Annotated in this window: 12 protein-coding genes; 8 read left to right on the top strand and 4 right to left on the bottom strand. The window is 70.9% G+C overall.

All coding sequences use genetic code 11. The annotated features are described in order from the left end of the window. The first annotated feature begins 3 nt into the window (after positions 1-3). The 4 genes from OG349_RS10265 (at position 4) to OG349_RS10250 (ending at position 8,010) form a co-directional block, all read left to right on the top strand. Positions 4-1,416 (top strand): GH1 family beta-glucosidase, encoded by a 1,413-nt coding sequence (locus OG349_RS10265; RefSeq protein ID WP_327234317.1) that lies wholly within the window; start codon positions 4-6, stop codon positions 1,414-1,416. 44 nt (positions 1,417-1,460) lie between these two features. Further along, complete coding sequence (locus OG349_RS10260) at positions 1,461-3,356, top strand: discoidin domain-containing protein (RefSeq protein ID WP_327234316.1); 1,896 nt, start codon at positions 1,461-1,463, stop codon at positions 3,354-3,356. Positions 3,357-3,463: 107 nt separating this feature from the next. After that, entirely contained in the window at positions 3,464-6,550 is a 3,087-nt protein-coding gene (locus tag OG349_RS10255; protein ID WP_327234315.1) for a glycoside hydrolase family 3 protein, read from the top strand. 107 nt (positions 6,551-6,657) lie between these two features. Next, a complete protein-coding gene (locus tag OG349_RS10250; protein WP_327234314.1) occupies positions 6,658-8,010 on the top strand; it encodes a hypothetical protein in 1,353 nt (450 codons plus the stop codon). A gap of 105 nt (positions 8,011-8,115) precedes the next feature. Here OG349_RS10250 and OG349_RS10245 read toward each other — a convergent pair whose 3' ends face one another. Further along, a complete protein-coding gene (locus OG349_RS10245; RefSeq protein ID WP_327234313.1) occupies positions 8,116-8,727 on the bottom strand; it encodes a YceI family protein in 612 nt (203 codons plus the stop codon). A 273-nt stretch (positions 8,728-9,000) separates the two neighbouring features. Between OG349_RS10245 and OG349_RS10240 the strand changes: the two genes are divergently transcribed. From OG349_RS10240 to OG349_RS10225, 4 genes are all read left to right on the top strand, one after another. Then, complete coding sequence (locus OG349_RS10240; protein ID WP_327234312.1) at positions 9,001-9,510, top strand: hypothetical protein; 510 nt, start codon at positions 9,001-9,003, stop codon at positions 9,508-9,510. A 192-nt stretch (positions 9,511-9,702) separates the two neighbouring features. Further along, positions 9,703-12,102: a polysaccharide lyase 8 family protein gene (locus tag OG349_RS10235; RefSeq protein ID WP_327234311.1), complete on the top strand. Its 2,400-nt coding sequence runs from the start codon at positions 9,703-9,705 to the stop codon at positions 12,100-12,102. A 163-nt stretch (positions 12,103-12,265) separates the two neighbouring features. Further along, a complete protein-coding gene (locus OG349_RS10230) occupies positions 12,266-13,849 on the top strand; it encodes an acyl-CoA carboxylase subunit beta (protein WP_161310402.1) in 1,584 nt (527 codons plus the stop codon). 45 nt (positions 13,850-13,894) lie between these two features. Next, complete coding sequence (locus tag OG349_RS10225) at positions 13,895-14,101, top strand: acyl-CoA carboxylase subunit epsilon (protein ID WP_327234310.1); 207 nt, start codon at positions 13,895-13,897, stop codon at positions 14,099-14,101. A gap of 95 nt (positions 14,102-14,196) precedes the next feature. On the opposite strand, the gene OG349_RS10220 is transcribed toward OG349_RS10225, so the two are convergent. The 3 genes from OG349_RS10220 to OG349_RS10210 form a co-directional block, all read right to left on the bottom strand. Further along, positions 14,197-14,781: a GTP-binding protein gene (locus tag OG349_RS10220; RefSeq protein ID WP_167026571.1), complete on the bottom strand. Its 585-nt coding sequence runs from the start codon at positions 14,779-14,781 to the stop codon at positions 14,197-14,199. Continuing rightward, on the bottom strand, positions 14,762-15,427 hold the full coding sequence (locus OG349_RS10215) for a DUF742 domain-containing protein (RefSeq protein WP_327234309.1): 666 nt from the start codon (positions 15,425-15,427) through the stop codon (positions 14,762-14,764). Before OG349_RS10215 ends, OG349_RS10220 begins: the two co-directional genes overlap by 20 nt. A 97-nt stretch (positions 15,428-15,524) precedes the next feature. Next, positions 15,525-15,938, bottom strand: coding sequence for a roadblock/LC7 domain-containing protein (locus OG349_RS10210; protein ID WP_040028900.1), 414 nt, complete (start codon positions 15,936-15,938; stop codon positions 15,525-15,527). Between the last annotated feature and the right edge of the window lie 2 nt (positions 15,939-15,940).

Here is a 15,940-nt window from a genome sequence, read left to right as displayed (position 1 = left end):
CCCATGAACGCCCTCACCCCCCAGGGCCTCACCCGCCCCGCCGTGGCGATCCCCGGCCTCCCCGCGGACTTCCGCTGGGGCGTCGCCACCTCCGCCTACCAGATCGAGGGAGCGGCTGCCGACGACGGCAGGACCCCCTCGATCTGGGACACCTTCTGCCGGGTGCCGGGGGCGGTCGCCGGAGGGGAACACGGTGACGTGGCCTGCGACCACTACCACCGGATGCCGCAGGACGTGGAGCTGATCGCGGGGCTCGGGGTCGACACGTACCGCTTCTCGCTCGCCTGGCCGCGCATCCAGCCCGGCGGCACGGGACCGGCCAACGCCAAGGGCCTGGACTTCTACAAGCGCCTGGTCGACGAGCTGCGCGACCGGGACATCACCCCGTGGATCACGCTCTACCACTGGGACCTCCCGCAGGAGCTGGAGGACGCGGGCGGCTGGCCGGCCCGCGACACCGCGTACCGCTTCGCCGACTACGCGGCCCTCGCCTACGACGCCCTCGGCGACCGGGTCGAGCACTGGACCACGCTCAACGAGCCCTGGTGCTCGGCGATGCTCGGGTACGACCTGGGCGTGCACGCCCCCGGCCGCACCGATTTCGGCGACGCCATCCACGCCGTCCACCACCTGCTCCTCGGCCACGGGCTCGCCGCCCGGCGGATCCGGGACGCCGCCGGGGACCGGCCGCTGGAGCTGGGCATCACCCTCAACCTCGGCACCGCCACCCCCGAGACGGACAGCGAGGCGGACGCCGAGGCGTGCCGCCGCGCCGACGGCCTCGGCAGCCGCCTGTACCTCGACCCGCTCGTCCACGGCCACTACCCCGAGGACATCGTCGCCGACCTGGCGGCGCGCGGCGTCGAGATCCCCGTCCAGGACGGCGACCTCAAGACCATCTCCACCCCGATCGACATCCTCGGGGTCAACTTCTACCGGGGCACCCTCTTCTCCGGAGTCACCGAGGAGGGCTCCCCGGTGGGCGCCGACGGGCTGCCCGTCACCCGTGGCGTCCCGCGTGATCTGCCCCGTACCGCCATGGACTGGGAGATCACCCCGACCGAACTGACCGATCTGCTCCTGCGCCTCCAGCGGGAGTACGCCGTACCGACGGTGATCACCGAGAACGGCGCCGCGTTCGACGACGCGGTGGCCGCCGACGGTTCCGTCCCGGACGCCGACCGCACCGCGTTCCTCGCCGACCACATCGAGGCCGTCGCCGCGGCCCGGGAGGCGGGAGCCGACGTACGGGGCTACTTCGCCTGGTCGCTGATGGACAACTTCGAGTGGGCGTACGGCTACGACAAGCGCTTCGGGATCGTCCGCGTCGACTACGACACCCAGGTCAGGACCCTCAAGGACAGCGCCAAGTGGTACCGCGACACGATCGGCCGCACCCGGGCCGCACGGCGGTAGCACGCACCGCACCCACCCGCACTCCCCCCACCCCGGAGGCAACGATGCCCTCGCGCACCACACTCCTCGCCACCACCGCCGCACTGGTGGCCCTCTCCGCACCGCTCGCGTTCGCCGCACCCCCGGCCGCCCCCGGGGCGGTCCCCGCGAAGGCCGCCGCGGTGGCCGCCGCGCCCTGGAACGCCGACCAGGCCGCCGCCTCCTACGCGATCAGCCCGGCCCGGGTCACCTCCTCGGGCAGCGAGAACCCCGACGTCGGCCCAGGCAAAGCCTTCGACGGCAATGCCGCGACCCGCTGGGGCAGCGAGTTCGCCGACAACGCCTGGATCCAGGTCGACCTGGGCAGCTCCCTGCGCGTCAACCAGGTGAAGCTCGAATGGGAAGCCGCGTACGGCAAGCAGTACGTCCTCGAAATCTCCAAGGACGGCACCAACTGGACCAACTTCTACACCGAGACCGACGGCACCGGCGGCACCGTCACCGCCCACACCTACCCCCAGGAGGTCACCGGCCGGTACGTCCGGCTGCGCGGCGTCCAGCGGGCCACCGCGTGGGGCTACTCCCTCTTCTCCTTCCAGGTGTACGGAGGTGACGTGGCGCCCGCCTCCACCACCCGTACCAACCTCGCCCTGAACCACCCCGCGTACGGCAACCTCTACCAGCACGCGGGCAATTCACCGGCCTACGTGACCGACGGCGGCTGGCCGGCCGACCTCAAGGGCGACCAGACCCGCTGGGCCAGCGACTGGAACGTGGACCGCTGGGTCGGGGTCGACCTGGGCGCCTCGTCCCGCATCGAAGCGGTCGACCTGTACTGGGAGGCGGCCTACGCCGTCGACTACGAACTCCAGGTCTCCGACGACAACCGCACCTGGCGCACGGTCTACCGGCCCTCCGCCGCCGACGTCGCGGCCCGCCGCGCCGACATCAAGGCCCCGGGGGAGGCGGCCGGCCGGCGCGACACCATCACCCTGCCCACCCCGGCGACCGGCCGTTACGTACGGATGCTGGGCAAGGAGCGCCGCTCGTTCTACAACCCGGCGCCGGCGACCGCCCAATTCGGCTACTCCCTCTACGAGTTCCAGGTCTGGGGGACCGGCGGCAGCGCCAACGCCGCCTACCCGGCCCTGCCGAAGAACTCCACCGGCGCCTACCGCACCACCTTCTTCGACGACTTCACCGGCTCCGGACTCGACCGCAACAAGTGGCGCGTGGTGCGCACCGGCCAGGAGATGGGCTCGGTCAACGGCGAGTCCCAGGCGTATGTGGACTCGGCCAACAACATCCGTACGGAGAACGGCACTCTGGTCCTGGAGTCCAAGTACTGCAAGGGCTGCACGACCGTGCCGGGCGGCGGGACCTACGACTTCACGTCGGGCCGCATCGACACCAACACCAAGTTCGACTTCACCTACGGCAAGGTGAGTGCCCGTCTGAAGCTCCCCGTCGGGGACGGCTTCTGGCCGGCGTTCTGGCTGCTCGGAAGTGACGTGGACAACCCGTCCGTCTCCTGGCCCGGTTCGGGGGAGACCGACATCATGGAGAACATCGGCTACGGCGACTGGACCAGCACCGCTCTGCACGGGCCCGGTTACTCGGCCGACGGCAACATCGGCAAGACCCAGACCTTCCCGGGAGGCGGCCGCGTCGACCAGTGGCACACGTACGCCGTCGAGTGGCTGCCGGAAGGCATGCGCTTCACCGTCGACGACCGTGTGGTGCAGGAGACCTCCCGGCAGAAGCTGGAGTCGACCCGCGGCAAGTGGGTCTTCGACCACAACCAGTACGTGATCCTCAACCTCGCTCTGGGCGGCGCCTATCCGGCCGGCTGGAACAAGGTCACCCAGCCCTACTGGGGCCTCCCGCAGTCGAGCGTCGACCGCATCGCGCAGGGCGGGATCAAGGCCGAGGTGGACTGGGTGCGGGTCGAACAGAAGTAAGACCAGCCGGTGCCGGGGAGGGGTGACACCCTCCCCGGCACCGGCCGGTCCGCTACGCCCCCGGTGACACCAGAGTCACCGGGGGCACCAGGGACACAAGGAGCACCATGCAAGGCACACGTGTCAGACCGAGACCGGGCACCAGGACGGCGGCGCTGCTCGCGGCCGCCGTCCTGGCGGGGCTGCTGCCCCTCGCGGGAACCGCGTCGTCCGCCACCGCGGCGGACGACCCGGCCCCCGTCGCCGTCGACCGCTTCGAGGGCGAGATCCCCTTCGCGAACCCGCCCGCGGAGGGCATCTTCACCTGGGGCGGGGACGCCGACGACCCGCCCACGCTGAGCATCGCGGACCGCGCCGACGCCCCCGAGGGCGCCAAGGTCCTCGAAGGCAGCTACAACGTCAGCGGGTACGGCGGGTTCAGCCACGACTTCGCCTTCGACAAGCCGTCGCACGACTGGTCGGCCCACCGGGGCATCCGCTTCTGGTGGTACGGCCAGAACACCGCGCCGCTGCCGCCCGGATCCGGCAAGAAGATCGCCTTCGAGATCAAGGACGGCGGCGCCAACGGCGAGGCCTCCGAGCTCTGGAACACGACCTTCACCGACGACTGGGAGGGGTGGCACCTGGTCGAGATCCCCTTCGCGGACTTCCAGTACCGCACCGACTACCAGCCCGTCGGCGGCATCGACCACGTCCTCGGCCTGACCGAGATGTGGGGCTACGCCTTCACCATGCCCACCGGCGCCCCCGGGCGCTTCGCCCTGGACGGCGTGGAGTTGTACGGCAAGGCCGACCCGAGCCTCAAGGCGGGCGTCGTCACCGACGCGGCGGTGTACCCGGTCAAGGAGGGCGCCACCGCGCAGGTGAAGGTCTCCGTCGCGACGACCGGCTCCGTCCCCGTCGACGAGCCCGTGACCGTCGACTACACCACCGAGGGCGGCACCGCCGAGGCGGGCAAGGACTACACCCCCGTCTCCGGTACGGTCACCTTCCCGGCCGGCAGCGCGTCGGGCACCTCGCGGACCGTCGAGATCCCGACCCTCAAGGACCGGGCCGGTGAGAGCGCGGAGACCGTACCGCTCAAGCTCACCGTCACCGGTGCCAAGCCGCCGGTCGAGAACCCGCAGGTCGTGGTGGACGCGCACGGCCTGCCGTACCTCGACACCAAGCTCTCCGTGAAGCGGCGGGTCAGCGACCTGGTCTCCCGGATGTCCCTCGCGGAGAAGGCCGGCCAGATGACCCAGGCCGAGCGCAACGCGCTCACGGCCCAGGGCGACATCGCCACGTACGACCTCGGCTCGCTGCTCTCCGGCGGCGGCTCCGTGCCGACGCCCAACACCCCCGCCGCCTGGTCGAAGATGGTCGACGCCTTCCAGCTGAGGGCGCAGGCCACCCGCTACCAGATCCCGCTGATCTACGGCGTGGACGCGGTGCACGGCCACAACAACGTCGTCGGCGCGACGATCATGCCGCACAACATCGGCCTCGGGGCGACCCGTGACCCGGCGCTGGCGGAGAAGACCGGCGCGGTCACGGCGAAGGAGGTGCGGGCCACCGGCGTCCCGTGGGACTTCGCGCCCTGCGTCTGTGTCGGCAGGGACGAGCGCTGGGGCCGTACGTACGAGACCTTCGGCGAGGACCCCGCCCTGGTGACCTCCCTGGACACGGTCGTCAACGGCATGCAGGGCCCGGCGTCCGGCAGCGACCTGGACCGCAACGACAAGGTGCTGGCCACGGCCAAGCACTTCGTCGGCGACGGCGGCACCGAGTACGGCTCCTCCACGACCGGTTCGTACACCCTGGACCAGGGCGTCACCAAGGTCACCCGCAAGGAGCTGGAGGAGGTCCACCTCGCGCCGTTCAAGGACGCCGTGAAGCGGGGCGTGGGCACGGTCATGCCCTCGTACTCCTCGCTGGACATCACCGACGACAACCTGGCGCCCGTCAAGATGCACGCCGACGGCGCGATGATCAACGGTGAGCTCAAGGACAAGATGGGCTTCAAGGGCTTCGTCATCAGCGACTGGCAGGCGATCGACCAGATCCCCGGCGACTACGCGAGCGACGTCCGCACGTCCGTCAACGCCGGGCTCGACATGATCATGGTCCCGACGCAGTACAAGACCTTCACCCAGACCCTCCAGGCGGAGGTCGCGGCCGGCCGGATCACCCAGGCCAGGATCGACGACGCCGTCTCCCGCATCCTGGAGCAGAAGTTCAGGCTGGGCCTCTTCGAGAAGCCGTACGCGGACACCACCCACCAGGCGGAGATCGGCTCGGCCGCCCACCGCGCGGTGGCCCGCCAGGCCGCCGCCGAGTCCCAGGTGCTGCTGAAGAACGACGGCGCGGTCCTGCCGCTCAAGCCGTCGCAGAAGGTGTACGTGGCCGGCTCCAACGCCGACGACCTCGGCAATCAGGCGGGCGGCTGGACCATCAGCTGGCAGGGCGCCTCGGGGAAGACCACCACGGGCACCACCATCCTGGAGGGCATGAGGAAGGCGGCCCCGGATGCCACCCTCACCTACTCCAAGACCGCCACCGAGCCCACGGCCGGCTACGACGTCGGAGTGGTCGTCGTCGGCGAGAAGCCGTACGCCGAAGGCATCGGTGACGTCGGCAACGGCCACGACCTGGCGCTGAGCGCCGAGGACAAGAAGGCCGTCGACACGGTCTGCGCCGCCATGAAGTGCGCCGTCCTCGTCGTCGCGGGCCGCCCGCAGCTCATCGGCGACCAGCTCGGCGACATCGACGCGCTCGTGGCGTCCTGGCTGCCGGGCACGGAGGGCGACGGCGTCGCCGACGTCCTCTACGGCAAGCGGGCCTTCACCGGCCAGCTTCCGCTGACCTGGCCGAAGACGGTCGAGTCGCTGCCGATCAACGTCGGTGACGCGTCGTACGACCCGCAGTACCCGTACGGCTGGGGTCTGACGACCCTCACGGCGCCCCCCAAGGGCGGCCAGGCCACGCTCGCCGCGATCGGGCTCGCGGCGAAGATCCTCCAGAAGGCCGGGCTGGGCAAGTCGGCGCAGGGCAAGGAACTGGTCGGCCAGGCCAGGCTCCTCGTCCAGCAGAAGATCGGCCAGTCCGTGACGGCCGCGTCGGCGAAGCCCTTCGCCGAGGCGGACCACCTGCTGCTCACCGGTGACCTGTCCGGTGCGGTGGCGAAGCTGACGGCGGCGTACAAGGCCGCCTGACCGGGCGCGGGACCCCCAGGTACGAGGCACCCGAGCCGGCGGGCTCGGGTGCCTCTCCCTTTGTTGCTGTAAGAACCATTTTGGTGCGATTCGGGTAGCTTCAGCTTATGAGGACCAGGCCCTTCACCGCACTGTCCGGGTTGCTGCTCGCCTCGGCCGCCGCCCTCACGGCGGCACCCGTCACGCCACCGGCCGAGGCCGCCACCGGCCCCGGGACCGTCGCGGACGCCCTCAGGAAGAACCCGGTGTACGTGGACCCCCGCGCCACCGGCCAGCTGCCGCTGCCGCAGGCCGACGCCCTGGCGAAGAAGATCCGGGACGCGGACAAGCCCCTCTTCGTGGCCGTCCTGCCGCAGAACGCGCAGTTCCCCTCCGACAGCGTGCTCCGTACGATCCGCGCCGAGACCGGCGTGACCGGCCTCTACGCCATCCGTCTCGGCGACGGCTTCAACGCGGGCGCCGACCCGTCCGTGCTGTCGGAGCGCGCGGTACGGAACCTCACCGCCGCGGTCAAGGTGGGTTCCCCGGACGCCGTGACCGAGCTGAACACCTTCGTCGACCAGGCCCTGCCCCGGACACGCGGCCACGCCCCCGATTCGTGGGGCTCCACCGGCAACGGGGACGGCAACGACGGGAAGGAGGGGCTGATCGCGCTCGCCGGGCTGGTCGTGGTGGGCGGCGGGGGAGCGTACGCCGTCATGAGCAGGAACCGCCGCAGGCGGGACGAGAAGCGGCGGGAGGCCCTGGAGAAGCTCCGGGTCGTCGTGGACGAGGACATCACGGCGTTCGGCGAGGAGCTGGACCGGCTGGACTTCCACCCGGCGGAGTCCGGCGCGGACGAGTCGATGCGTACGGACTACGAGCGGTCCCTCGACGCGTACGAGAAGGCGAAATCCCTCATGGGGTCCGCGCAAGCACCGGAGGACGTGCGCACGGTGACCGAGGCGCTGGAGGACGGCCGCTACCACCTGGCGATGCTCGACGCGCGCAGAAAGGGCGCCCCGCTGCCGGAGCGCCGTTCGCCGTGCTTCTTCGACCCGCGGCACGGGCCTTCGGTGACCGACGCGCGGTGGGCGCCGCCGGGCGGGGTGGTCAGGGACGTCCCGGTCTGCGCGGCGGACGCCGCGCGGCTGGCGGACGGGGAGGACCCGGGGGTCCGTACGGTCGGTACGGAACAGGGCCCCCGTCCCTACTACGAGGCCGGGCCCGCGTACGGGCCCTGGGCCGGGGGGTACTTCGGCGGCGGGCTGCTGCCGGGACTGCTGGCCGGCACGCTGCTCGGCGCGGCCATCGCCTCACCGGGCTACGCCGCCGATTACGGCGGCGGCGAGTACACCGGCTCCGACGGCGGGGACACCTCGGGGTCGGACTTCGACCCGGGTGACTTCGGGGGCGGCGGGTTCGGCGGGGGAGGGGACGGGGGCGGTGGCGGCGGGTTCGACGGCGGGGGCGGCTTCTAGCTCCCGGCTGCTGGATCCTGCCGGGAGCAGGGCCGTACCGAGGCTGGTGCCTCGCCCCCGCCGGTCGCGTACCGACGCTCGTCCTCGCCCCGGGGGCGCGACGGGTCAGACGGCCTCGGGGGCCTTCTTGATCGCGCTGATGTCGAAGAGCAGCTTGACCTTGTCGGAGACGACCACGCCGCCGGCCTCCAGCGCCGCGTTCCAGGTCAGGCCCCAGTCGGAGCGCAGGATGGTGGCGCCGCCCTCGAAGCCGACCCGCTCGTTCCCGTAGGCGTCGGTGGCCGCGCCGTTGAACTCCAGGTCGATGGAGAGCGGCTTCGTGACGTCCTTGATGGTGAGGTCGCCGTTGATGCGGTACGACTCGCCGCCCAGCTCTTCGGCCGAGGTGGACGTGAAGGTCATCTTGGGGAACTGCTCGGCGTCGAAGAAGTCACCCGTGAGGAGGTGGCCGTCGCGGTCGGGCGCGCCCGTGTCGACGCTGGAGATCGTGACGACGATCGACGCCGTGGAGTGGGCGGGGTCGGTGCCGTTCAGGTCCAGGGAGCCCTCGAACTCGGTGAAGGCGCCGTGGACGTTGGTGACCATCGCGTGGCGCACCGAGAAGCCGATCTTGCTGTGGCTCGGGTCGATCGTGTACGCGCCGGTCAGGGCGACCAGGGCGGGGTCGATCTCGCGGGTGGCGGTGGCGCCGTCGTTCTTGCGGCCGAAGAGGGCCATGTCGGTCTCCTATGAGTGGTAGTCGGTAGTTCAACATTCAATGAATGCCGGACGAGCGCAACCATAGACCTGTCTGGTTCGGATTTCAACTATGTCCCTCGATCGAGGGAACTCCTTTACCCACGGCCTCCACGACCCCTTCACGGGCTCGCTCCCCACGCCCTCTGGCGGACGCGCGTAGATGTCGGGCAGGATCGCCCTGCGCCACCCGCACCGCCTGCCCCGCCGACCCACCGGCCCGACATCACCGTCATCTGCAGGAGGAATCCCCCCATGAAGCTCCGCTCCGTCCTCAGCGCGTTCGCGCTCGTCCTGGGCGCGCTCCTGGCCCCCGGCTTCGGCGTCCTCACCGCCACGTCGGAGGCCCAGGCGGCCACGAAGATCTCCCACGCGACGGCGACGTCGATGTTCAGCTCGCGCGGCATCACCTGGTCGTCGTCCGGCGGCTGCTCGAACCGCAACAACGCGACGTGTACGTCGTTCGACCAGCTCAACCAGGCGACCGCGCAGGGCGCGCAGACCCTGCGGAGCGCGACGGGCTGCGCGCTGAACATCACGGGCGGCACGGAGACGGGCCACGCGAGCGGTACGTACTCGCACTGGAACGGCTACAAGCTCGACTTCGGCAAGTCGACGTGCCTGACGAACTACGTCAAGAACACGTTCACGTACATCGGGGTGCGCGGGGACGGGTACCCGCAGTGGCAGGCGGGGTCGGGGAACGTCTACGCGGACGAGGGCAACCACTGGGACGTGACGTTCTACAACTGCGGCGGCTGCTAGCCCGCCCCCAAGCCGGCGCGCAGGCCTTGTCCTCAATCGCCGGACGGGCTGGATTTGCCCGGCGTGGTCGGCTTGCTCGGGGGTGTGGGTCGGGACACCATCAAACGGACCCCGGCCCCCACCAAGCCCGTCCGGCGTTTGAGGACGGAACCGTCGCCGTCGGGCAAGCCGCGCGCGTTCGTGGAGGTGCGCATGACCTGGGCCCGACGCCACCTCCTCGCGGCCACCGCCGCCACCCTCGGCCCCGGGCGCACCGCGCACGCAAGCGCCCCCGATCCCCTGGACGCCCTCCGGCTCCGCTGGGCCGCCCTCCACCTCGGTACCGCGTACGACGCGGAACAAGACCCCTACGCCTCCCGCCTCGCCCGCACAGGCACCCGCGCCGCCCGGCACCGGAAGGACATGGCCCCCACCTCCACCTCCCTCTGGCCCGATCACCCCTTCGACCCACCCGCCGGCATCACCGCCAGTTACGGCCGGCTCCTCACCATGGCCGAGGCCTACGCCCGCCCCCGCACCGGCCTCACCGGCGACCCCGCCCTCCTCGCCGCCGTCCTGCGCGGGCTCGACCACCTCGCCGCGACCGTCTACCACCCCGGCACCACGCCGTACGGCAACTGGTGGGAGTGGCGGATCGGCAGCCCCCGCCACCTCCTCGACACCGCCGCCGTGCTCCACGACCACCTCACCGAACAGACGCGGGAAGCCGTCTTCGCCGCCGTCGACCACTTCCTCCCCGACACCCTCCTCGCCGACTACTCCGGCATCAGCACCGGCGCCAACCGCGTCGACCTCTGCCGCTCCGTCGCGCTGCGCGGCATCCTCGGCCGGGCGCCCGCGAAGATCGCCCTCGCCAGGGACGCCCTCTCGCCCGTCTTCCCGTACGTCACGAAGGGCGACGGCCTCCACGCCGACGGATCGTTCGTCCAGCACACCTGGGTCGCCTACTCCGGTACGTACGGACAGGTCCTGCTCGACGGACTCGGCCGGCTGTTCACCCTCCTCGACGGGTCCCCCTGGGCCGTCACCGACCCGAACCGGCAGATCGTCCTCGACAGCGTGGAGCGGGCCTACGCGCCGCTGATCCTGGACGGTCTGATGATGGACAGCGTCAGCGGCCGTGCCGTCAGCCGCGGCCATCTCAAGGACGACGACCTCGGCGTCCTGCGGAGCGACCACTTCCACGGCCAGGCCCTCATCGCGGCGATCCCGCTCCTCATGACCGTCGCGCGCCCCGCCGAACGCACCCGCTGGACCGCCAGGGCAAAAGGCTGGATCGAACGCGCCGCCGCCCCCGGCGGCCCGTCCCCCATCCTCACCGCCCCGCAGTTCGACGTCGCCGACCTCGCCCGGCTGCACGCCCTCGCCGACGCGGAGGTCCCCGCCGCCCCCGAACCGGTCGGCCACACCCTCTTCCCCGGGATGGACCGGGCCGTCCACCGCCGCCCCGGCTGGACCGCCAACCTCGCCATGTCCTCCGAACGCATCGCCTCCTACGAATGCGGCAACGGCGAGAACCCACGCGGCTGGCACACCGGCGCCGGAATGCTCTACTGGTGGACCCCCGGGCCAGGAGGAGACCTCCGGCCCGACGCCGCCCACCGCCTCAACGACCAGTACACCGACTGGTTCTGGCCCACCGTCGACCCCTACCGGCTCCCCGGCACCACCGTCTCCACCCGCCGCCTCCCGGACCGCGCCGGCGGGGAATGGGGCGCGCCCAAACCCGCCGTCCGCTGGGTCGGCGGCGCCACCGACGGGGAGTTCGCCTCCGTAGGACAGCACCTCAAAGGCCTGGGCTCCACGCTGGAGGCCCGTAAGTCCTGGATCTTCGCCGCCGACGCCGTCGTCTGCCTCGGCGCCGCGATCACCAGCACCGACGGCGTCCCGGTGGAGACGGTGATCGACAACCGCAACCTGGGAGAAAACCTGGGAGAGCCAGGGCCACACCTCTTCACCCTCGACCCCTCCCCCCGCCCCCGCTGGGCCCACCTCGCCGGCCACGGCGGCTGGGTCTTCCCCGGCGGCGCGGCCCCCGGCACCCTGCGGACCCTCGAAGAGGCCCGCACCGGCTCCTGGCACGACATCAACACCACCAGCACCACCGAACAGCGCACCCGCCGCTACCGCACGCTCTGGCTCGACCACGGCACCGACCCGGTCGCGGCCTCGTACCTCTATCTCCTGATGCCGGGTGCCACCCGCCGTACCCTCGCGGCCCGCGCCGCGGACCCCCACTGGCTGTCGCTCCTCGCCCACAGCGGCGACGTCCACGCCGTCGCGATCCGCTCCCTCGGCCTGACCGCCGCGAACTTCTGGCGGGCCGGTACGGCGGGCCCGCTCACCGTGACCGCCCCCGCGAGCGTGCTCGTAGTGGAGCGGGGGCGTACCGCCACGATCCACCTCGGCGAGCCGGTACGCTCCGGGCAGCCGGTGGACGTCGTCTGGGACCGGCCGGTACGGCGGGTGGTGGCGGCGGACCCGTCCGTGGAGGTGCTCGCGGCGGGGCGTACCGTACGGCTGCGGATCACCCCGGGGACACGCGGCGGCAGCCACCGCTGCGAGGTCACTCTGCGTGGACACCCGCGATGACTCTTCGCCGACATCTATGGAAACCCTACAAGTACTAGGTGTTCCGAGCTATGAGGTCGCGCCCATTCGGGTCGCGTTCTGTCCAGCTCCACCAGGAATCGGGGCAGGAGACTGTGTGGAGTCTACGGAGCTATTTACCCCTGGGTGTTCGTAGGGTTGGAACATGACCGTAGTGGACGAGAAGCCGAGCGAGCCCGCCGACGCCCGTGGCCGGGTGGCCGAACTGCACGCCCTGCGCGAGCAGGCCCGCCGGGGGCCGAGTGACCGGGCCACCGAGGCCCAGCACGCCAAGGGCAAGCTGACCGCCCGTGAGCGGATCGACCTGCTGCTCGACGAGGGATCGTTCAAAGAGGTCGAGCAGCTGCGCAGGCACCGGGCGACCGGATTCGGCCTGGAGGCGAAGAAGCCGTACACGGACGGTGTGATCACCGGCTGGGGCACGGTCGACGGCCGTACGGTCTTCGTGTACGCGCACGACTTCCGGATCTTCGGCGGCGCGCTGGGCGAGGCCCACGCCACCAAGATCCACAAGATCATGGACATGGCCATCTCGGCCGGTGCCCCGCTGGTCTCCCTGAACGACGGCGCCGGCGCCCGTATCCAGGAGGGCGTCTCCGCGCTCGCCGGCTACGGCGGCATCTTCCAGCGCAACACCCGCGCGTCCGGCGTCATCCCGCAGATCAGCGTGATGCTCGGCCCGTGCGCGGGCGGCGCCGCCTACAGCCCCGCCCTCACGGACTTCGTCTTCATGGTCCGCGAGACCTCGCAGATGTTCATCACGGGCCCGGACGTGGTGAAGGCCGTCACGGGTGAGGAGATCACCCAGAACGGCCTCGGCGGCGCCGACGTGCACGCCGAGACCTCCGGCGTCGCGCACTTCGCGTACGACGACGAGGAGACCTGCATCGCCGAGGTGCGCTACCTCCTCTCGATGCTCCCGCAGAACAACCGCGAGAACCCGCCCACGGTCGACTCCGAGGACCCGGCGGACCGCCGCTCCGACGTCCTGCTGGACCTGGTCCCCGCCGACGGCAACCGCCCGTACGACATGCACAAGGTGATCGAGGAGCTCGTCGACGACGGCGACTTCCTGGAGATCCACGAGCGCTGGGCCCGCAACATCATCTGCGCGCTCGCCCGGATCGACGGACAGGTGGTCGGCATCGTCGCCAACCAGCCGCAGTCCCTCGCCGGGGTCCTGGACATCGAGGCGTCGGAAAAGGCCGCGCGATTCGTCCAGATGTGTGACGCCTTCAACATCCCGATCGTCACCCTCCTGGACGTACCGGGCTTCCTGCCCGGCGTCGACCAGGAGCACGGCGGGATCATCCGGCACGGCGCGAAGCTGCTGTACGCGTACTGCAACGCGACCGTGCCGCGGATCTCCCTCATCCTGCGCAAGGCGTACGGCGGTGCTTACATCGTCATGGACTCCCAGTCCATCGGCGCCGACCTCACCTACGCCTGGCCGACCAACGAGATCGCGGTGATGGGCGCCGAAGGTGCCGCCAACGTCATCTTCCGCAAGCAGATCGCCGAGGCCGAGGACCCCGAGGCCATGCGCGCGCGCATGGTCAAGGAGTACAAGGCGGAGCTGATGCATCCCTACTACGCCGCGGAGCGCGGCCTGGTCGACGACGTCATCGACCCGGCAGAGACCCGCGAGGTGCTCGCGAGCGCCCTCGCGATGCTCCGCACGAAGCACGCCGACCTGCCGTCGCGCAAGCACGGCAATCCCCCGCAGTAGAAGCCCGCAGTAGAAGCCCCGCGGTAGAAGACGGAGACCGACTCCATGAGTGAGACCACCAACGATTCCCTGCTGCGTGTCGAGAAGGGTCAGGCCGACCCCGAGGAACTCGCGGCGATCACCGCGGTCCTGATGGCCCGCGCCGCCGCCCGCTCGGAGGCCCCGGCCGTCGGCCGAGGCCGCTCCACCGCGGGCTGGCGCCGCCTGGAGCGCAGCTCCGGCTTCCGCGCCCCGCACAGCTGGCAGGGCTGACCCGCCCCGCCCCACAAGTGAGGCTTGTACGTACGACAGCGGCCCCCGCACTCATCGAGTGCGGGGGCCGCCGTACGTGACCAGTGGGGTGTGGTTTAGCGCAGTCGTGCCATGAGTGCGTGTTCGACGAGGGTGATGAGGCCGCTTTTGGCGTCGGCGCGGTGGCGGGCGTCGGTGGTGATGATGGGGGTGTCGGGTCCGATCTGGAGTGCTTCGCGTACTTCGTCGGGGGTGTAGGGCTGGTGTCCGTCGAAGCCGTTGAGGGCGATGACGAAGGGGAGTCCTGAGTTTTCGAAGTAGTCGACGGCGGGGAAGCAGTCGGCGAGGCGGCGGGTGTCGACGAGGACGACGGCGCCGATGGCGCCGCGGACGAGGTCGTCCCACATGAACCAGAAGCGGTCCTGTCCGGGGGTGCCGAAGAGGTAGAGGATGAGGTCTTGGTCGAGGGTGATGCGGCCGAAGTCCATGGCCACGGTGGTGGTGGTCTTGTCTCCGGTGTGGGTGAGGTCGTCGATGCCGGCTGACGCGGACGTCATGACGGCTTCGGTACGCAGCGGGTTGATCTCCGAGACGGCGCCGACGAACGTGGTCTTGCCCACGCCGAAGCCGCCCGCCACCACGATCTTCGCGCTGGTGGTTGAGCGGGCTGCTCCTCCGCCGCTAGAGCTTCCGAAGTCCACTGAGCACCCTTTCGAGCAGTGTCACGTCTGGCTGACCGCCGGCGGTCTCGTCGCCGCCGGGCTGATGGATGGCGACAAGTCCGGCCTCCGCCAGGTCGGCTACGAGGATCCGGGCGACGCCGAGGGGAATGGAGAGAAGTGCCGAGATCTCGGCGACCGACTTGATCTCGAAACAGAGCTGGCAGATCCGCTGGTGCTCGGGCAACTGCCCTTGCAGCCGGGACGGATCGGCCGTCGTACTGACCAGTGCCTCGATGGCGAGCTGGTATCGCGGGCGGGTCCGTCCGCCGGTCATGGCGTACGGGCGCACCAACGGATTGTGGGTGTCCCTGGACGGGTCGGGCGCGGAGGAGCGCCGGGGCTGTTGCTGCACCGGCTGGATACGGGGCGTCCGGGGCTGGTTGTACTGGTGTTGCGGCGGGTAGGGCTGGTGTTGACCGCCCGGTCCGCCGTAACCGCCGCCCTGACCTTCCTGACCGCCAGGATTCCCCTGACCGCCCTGACCGCCCTGACCGCCCTGACCGCCCTGTCTGCTCTGATCGCCCTGACCGCTCGGCGCGGACGGGAAGTTGAAGCGGTTCCGGGCCTGCTCTCCCGCGGGCTGCCGGACACCGTCATAGGGATGTCCGCCTGGGGGTGTAGCCACGTTTCCTCCTCCGACTGCCGGTCGCCGGTCCTTGGTGTGCCTGTGGAGCCGCGCGCCACCGCACCCTATGGTGCGGTGGCGAGAACTGCACTGTCTGTCAGTTGAGCAGACTTCCCTGGAGTTCGGCGCGGAGGTCCGGTGTGAGGACCGTACCGGCGCGATCGACCAACAGGGCCATCTCGTAGCCCACCAGGCCGATGTCGGCCTCCGGGTGGGCGAGCACGGCCAGCGAGGAGCCGTCCGAGATGGACATCAGGAAGAGGAAGCCGCGCTCCATCTCCACGACGGTCTGGTTGACGGCGCCCCCCTCGAAGATCCGGGACGCCCCCGCGGTCAGCGAGGTCAGCCCGGACGCCACGGCCGCGAGCTGATCGGCCCGGTCGCGGGGGAAACCGTCGGACATGGCGAGCAGGAGTCCGTCGGCGGAGACCACCACCGTGTGGGACACCCCGGGGGTGTTGTCCACAAAGTTGGTGATCAACCAGTTCAGATTCTGCGCCGCCTGGCTCATCG

The sequence above is a fragment of the Streptomyces sp. NBC_01317 genome (assembly GCF_035961655.1).
In the GTDB taxonomy this organism is placed as follows: Bacteria; Actinomycetota; Actinomycetes; order Streptomycetales; family Streptomycetaceae; genus Streptomyces.
The sequence above is the reverse complement of the archived record's forward strand: the minus strand, read 5'-3'. Positions and strand labels throughout refer to the sequence as shown.

What these genes read in the sequence shown, in the direction of transcription:
- OG349_RS10265 (WP_327234317.1), top strand. Translation starts at nt 4, where the DNA reads ATGAACGCCCTCACCCCCCAGGGCCTCACCCGCCCCGCCGTGGCGATC.
- OG349_RS10260 (WP_327234316.1), top strand. Translation starts at nt 1,461, where the DNA reads ATGCCCTCGCGCACCACACTCCTCGCCACCACCGCCGCACTGGTGGCC.
- OG349_RS10255 (WP_327234315.1), top strand. Translation starts at nt 3,464, where the DNA reads ATGCAAGGCACACGTGTCAGACCGAGACCGGGCACCAGGACGGCGGCG.
- OG349_RS10250 (WP_327234314.1), top strand. Translation starts at nt 6,658, where the DNA reads ATGAGGACCAGGCCCTTCACCGCACTGTCCGGGTTGCTGCTCGCCTCG.
- OG349_RS10245 (WP_327234313.1), bottom strand. Translation starts at nt 8,727, where the DNA reads ATGGCCCTCTTCGGCCGCAAGAACGACGGCGCCACCGCCACCCGCGAG.
- OG349_RS10240 (WP_327234312.1), top strand. Translation starts at nt 9,001, where the DNA reads ATGAAGCTCCGCTCCGTCCTCAGCGCGTTCGCGCTCGTCCTGGGCGCG.
- OG349_RS10235 (WP_327234311.1), top strand. Translation starts at nt 9,703, where the DNA reads ATGACCTGGGCCCGACGCCACCTCCTCGCGGCCACCGCCGCCACCCTC.
- OG349_RS10230 (WP_161310402.1), top strand. Translation starts at nt 12,266, where the DNA reads ATGACCGTAGTGGACGAGAAGCCGAGCGAGCCCGCCGACGCCCGTGGC.
- OG349_RS10225 (WP_327234310.1), top strand. Translation starts at nt 13,895, where the DNA reads ATGAGTGAGACCACCAACGATTCCCTGCTGCGTGTCGAGAAGGGTCAG.
- OG349_RS10210 (WP_040028900.1), bottom strand. Translation starts at nt 15,938, where the DNA reads ATGAGCCAGGCGGCGCAGAATCTGAACTGGTTGATCACCAACTTTGTG.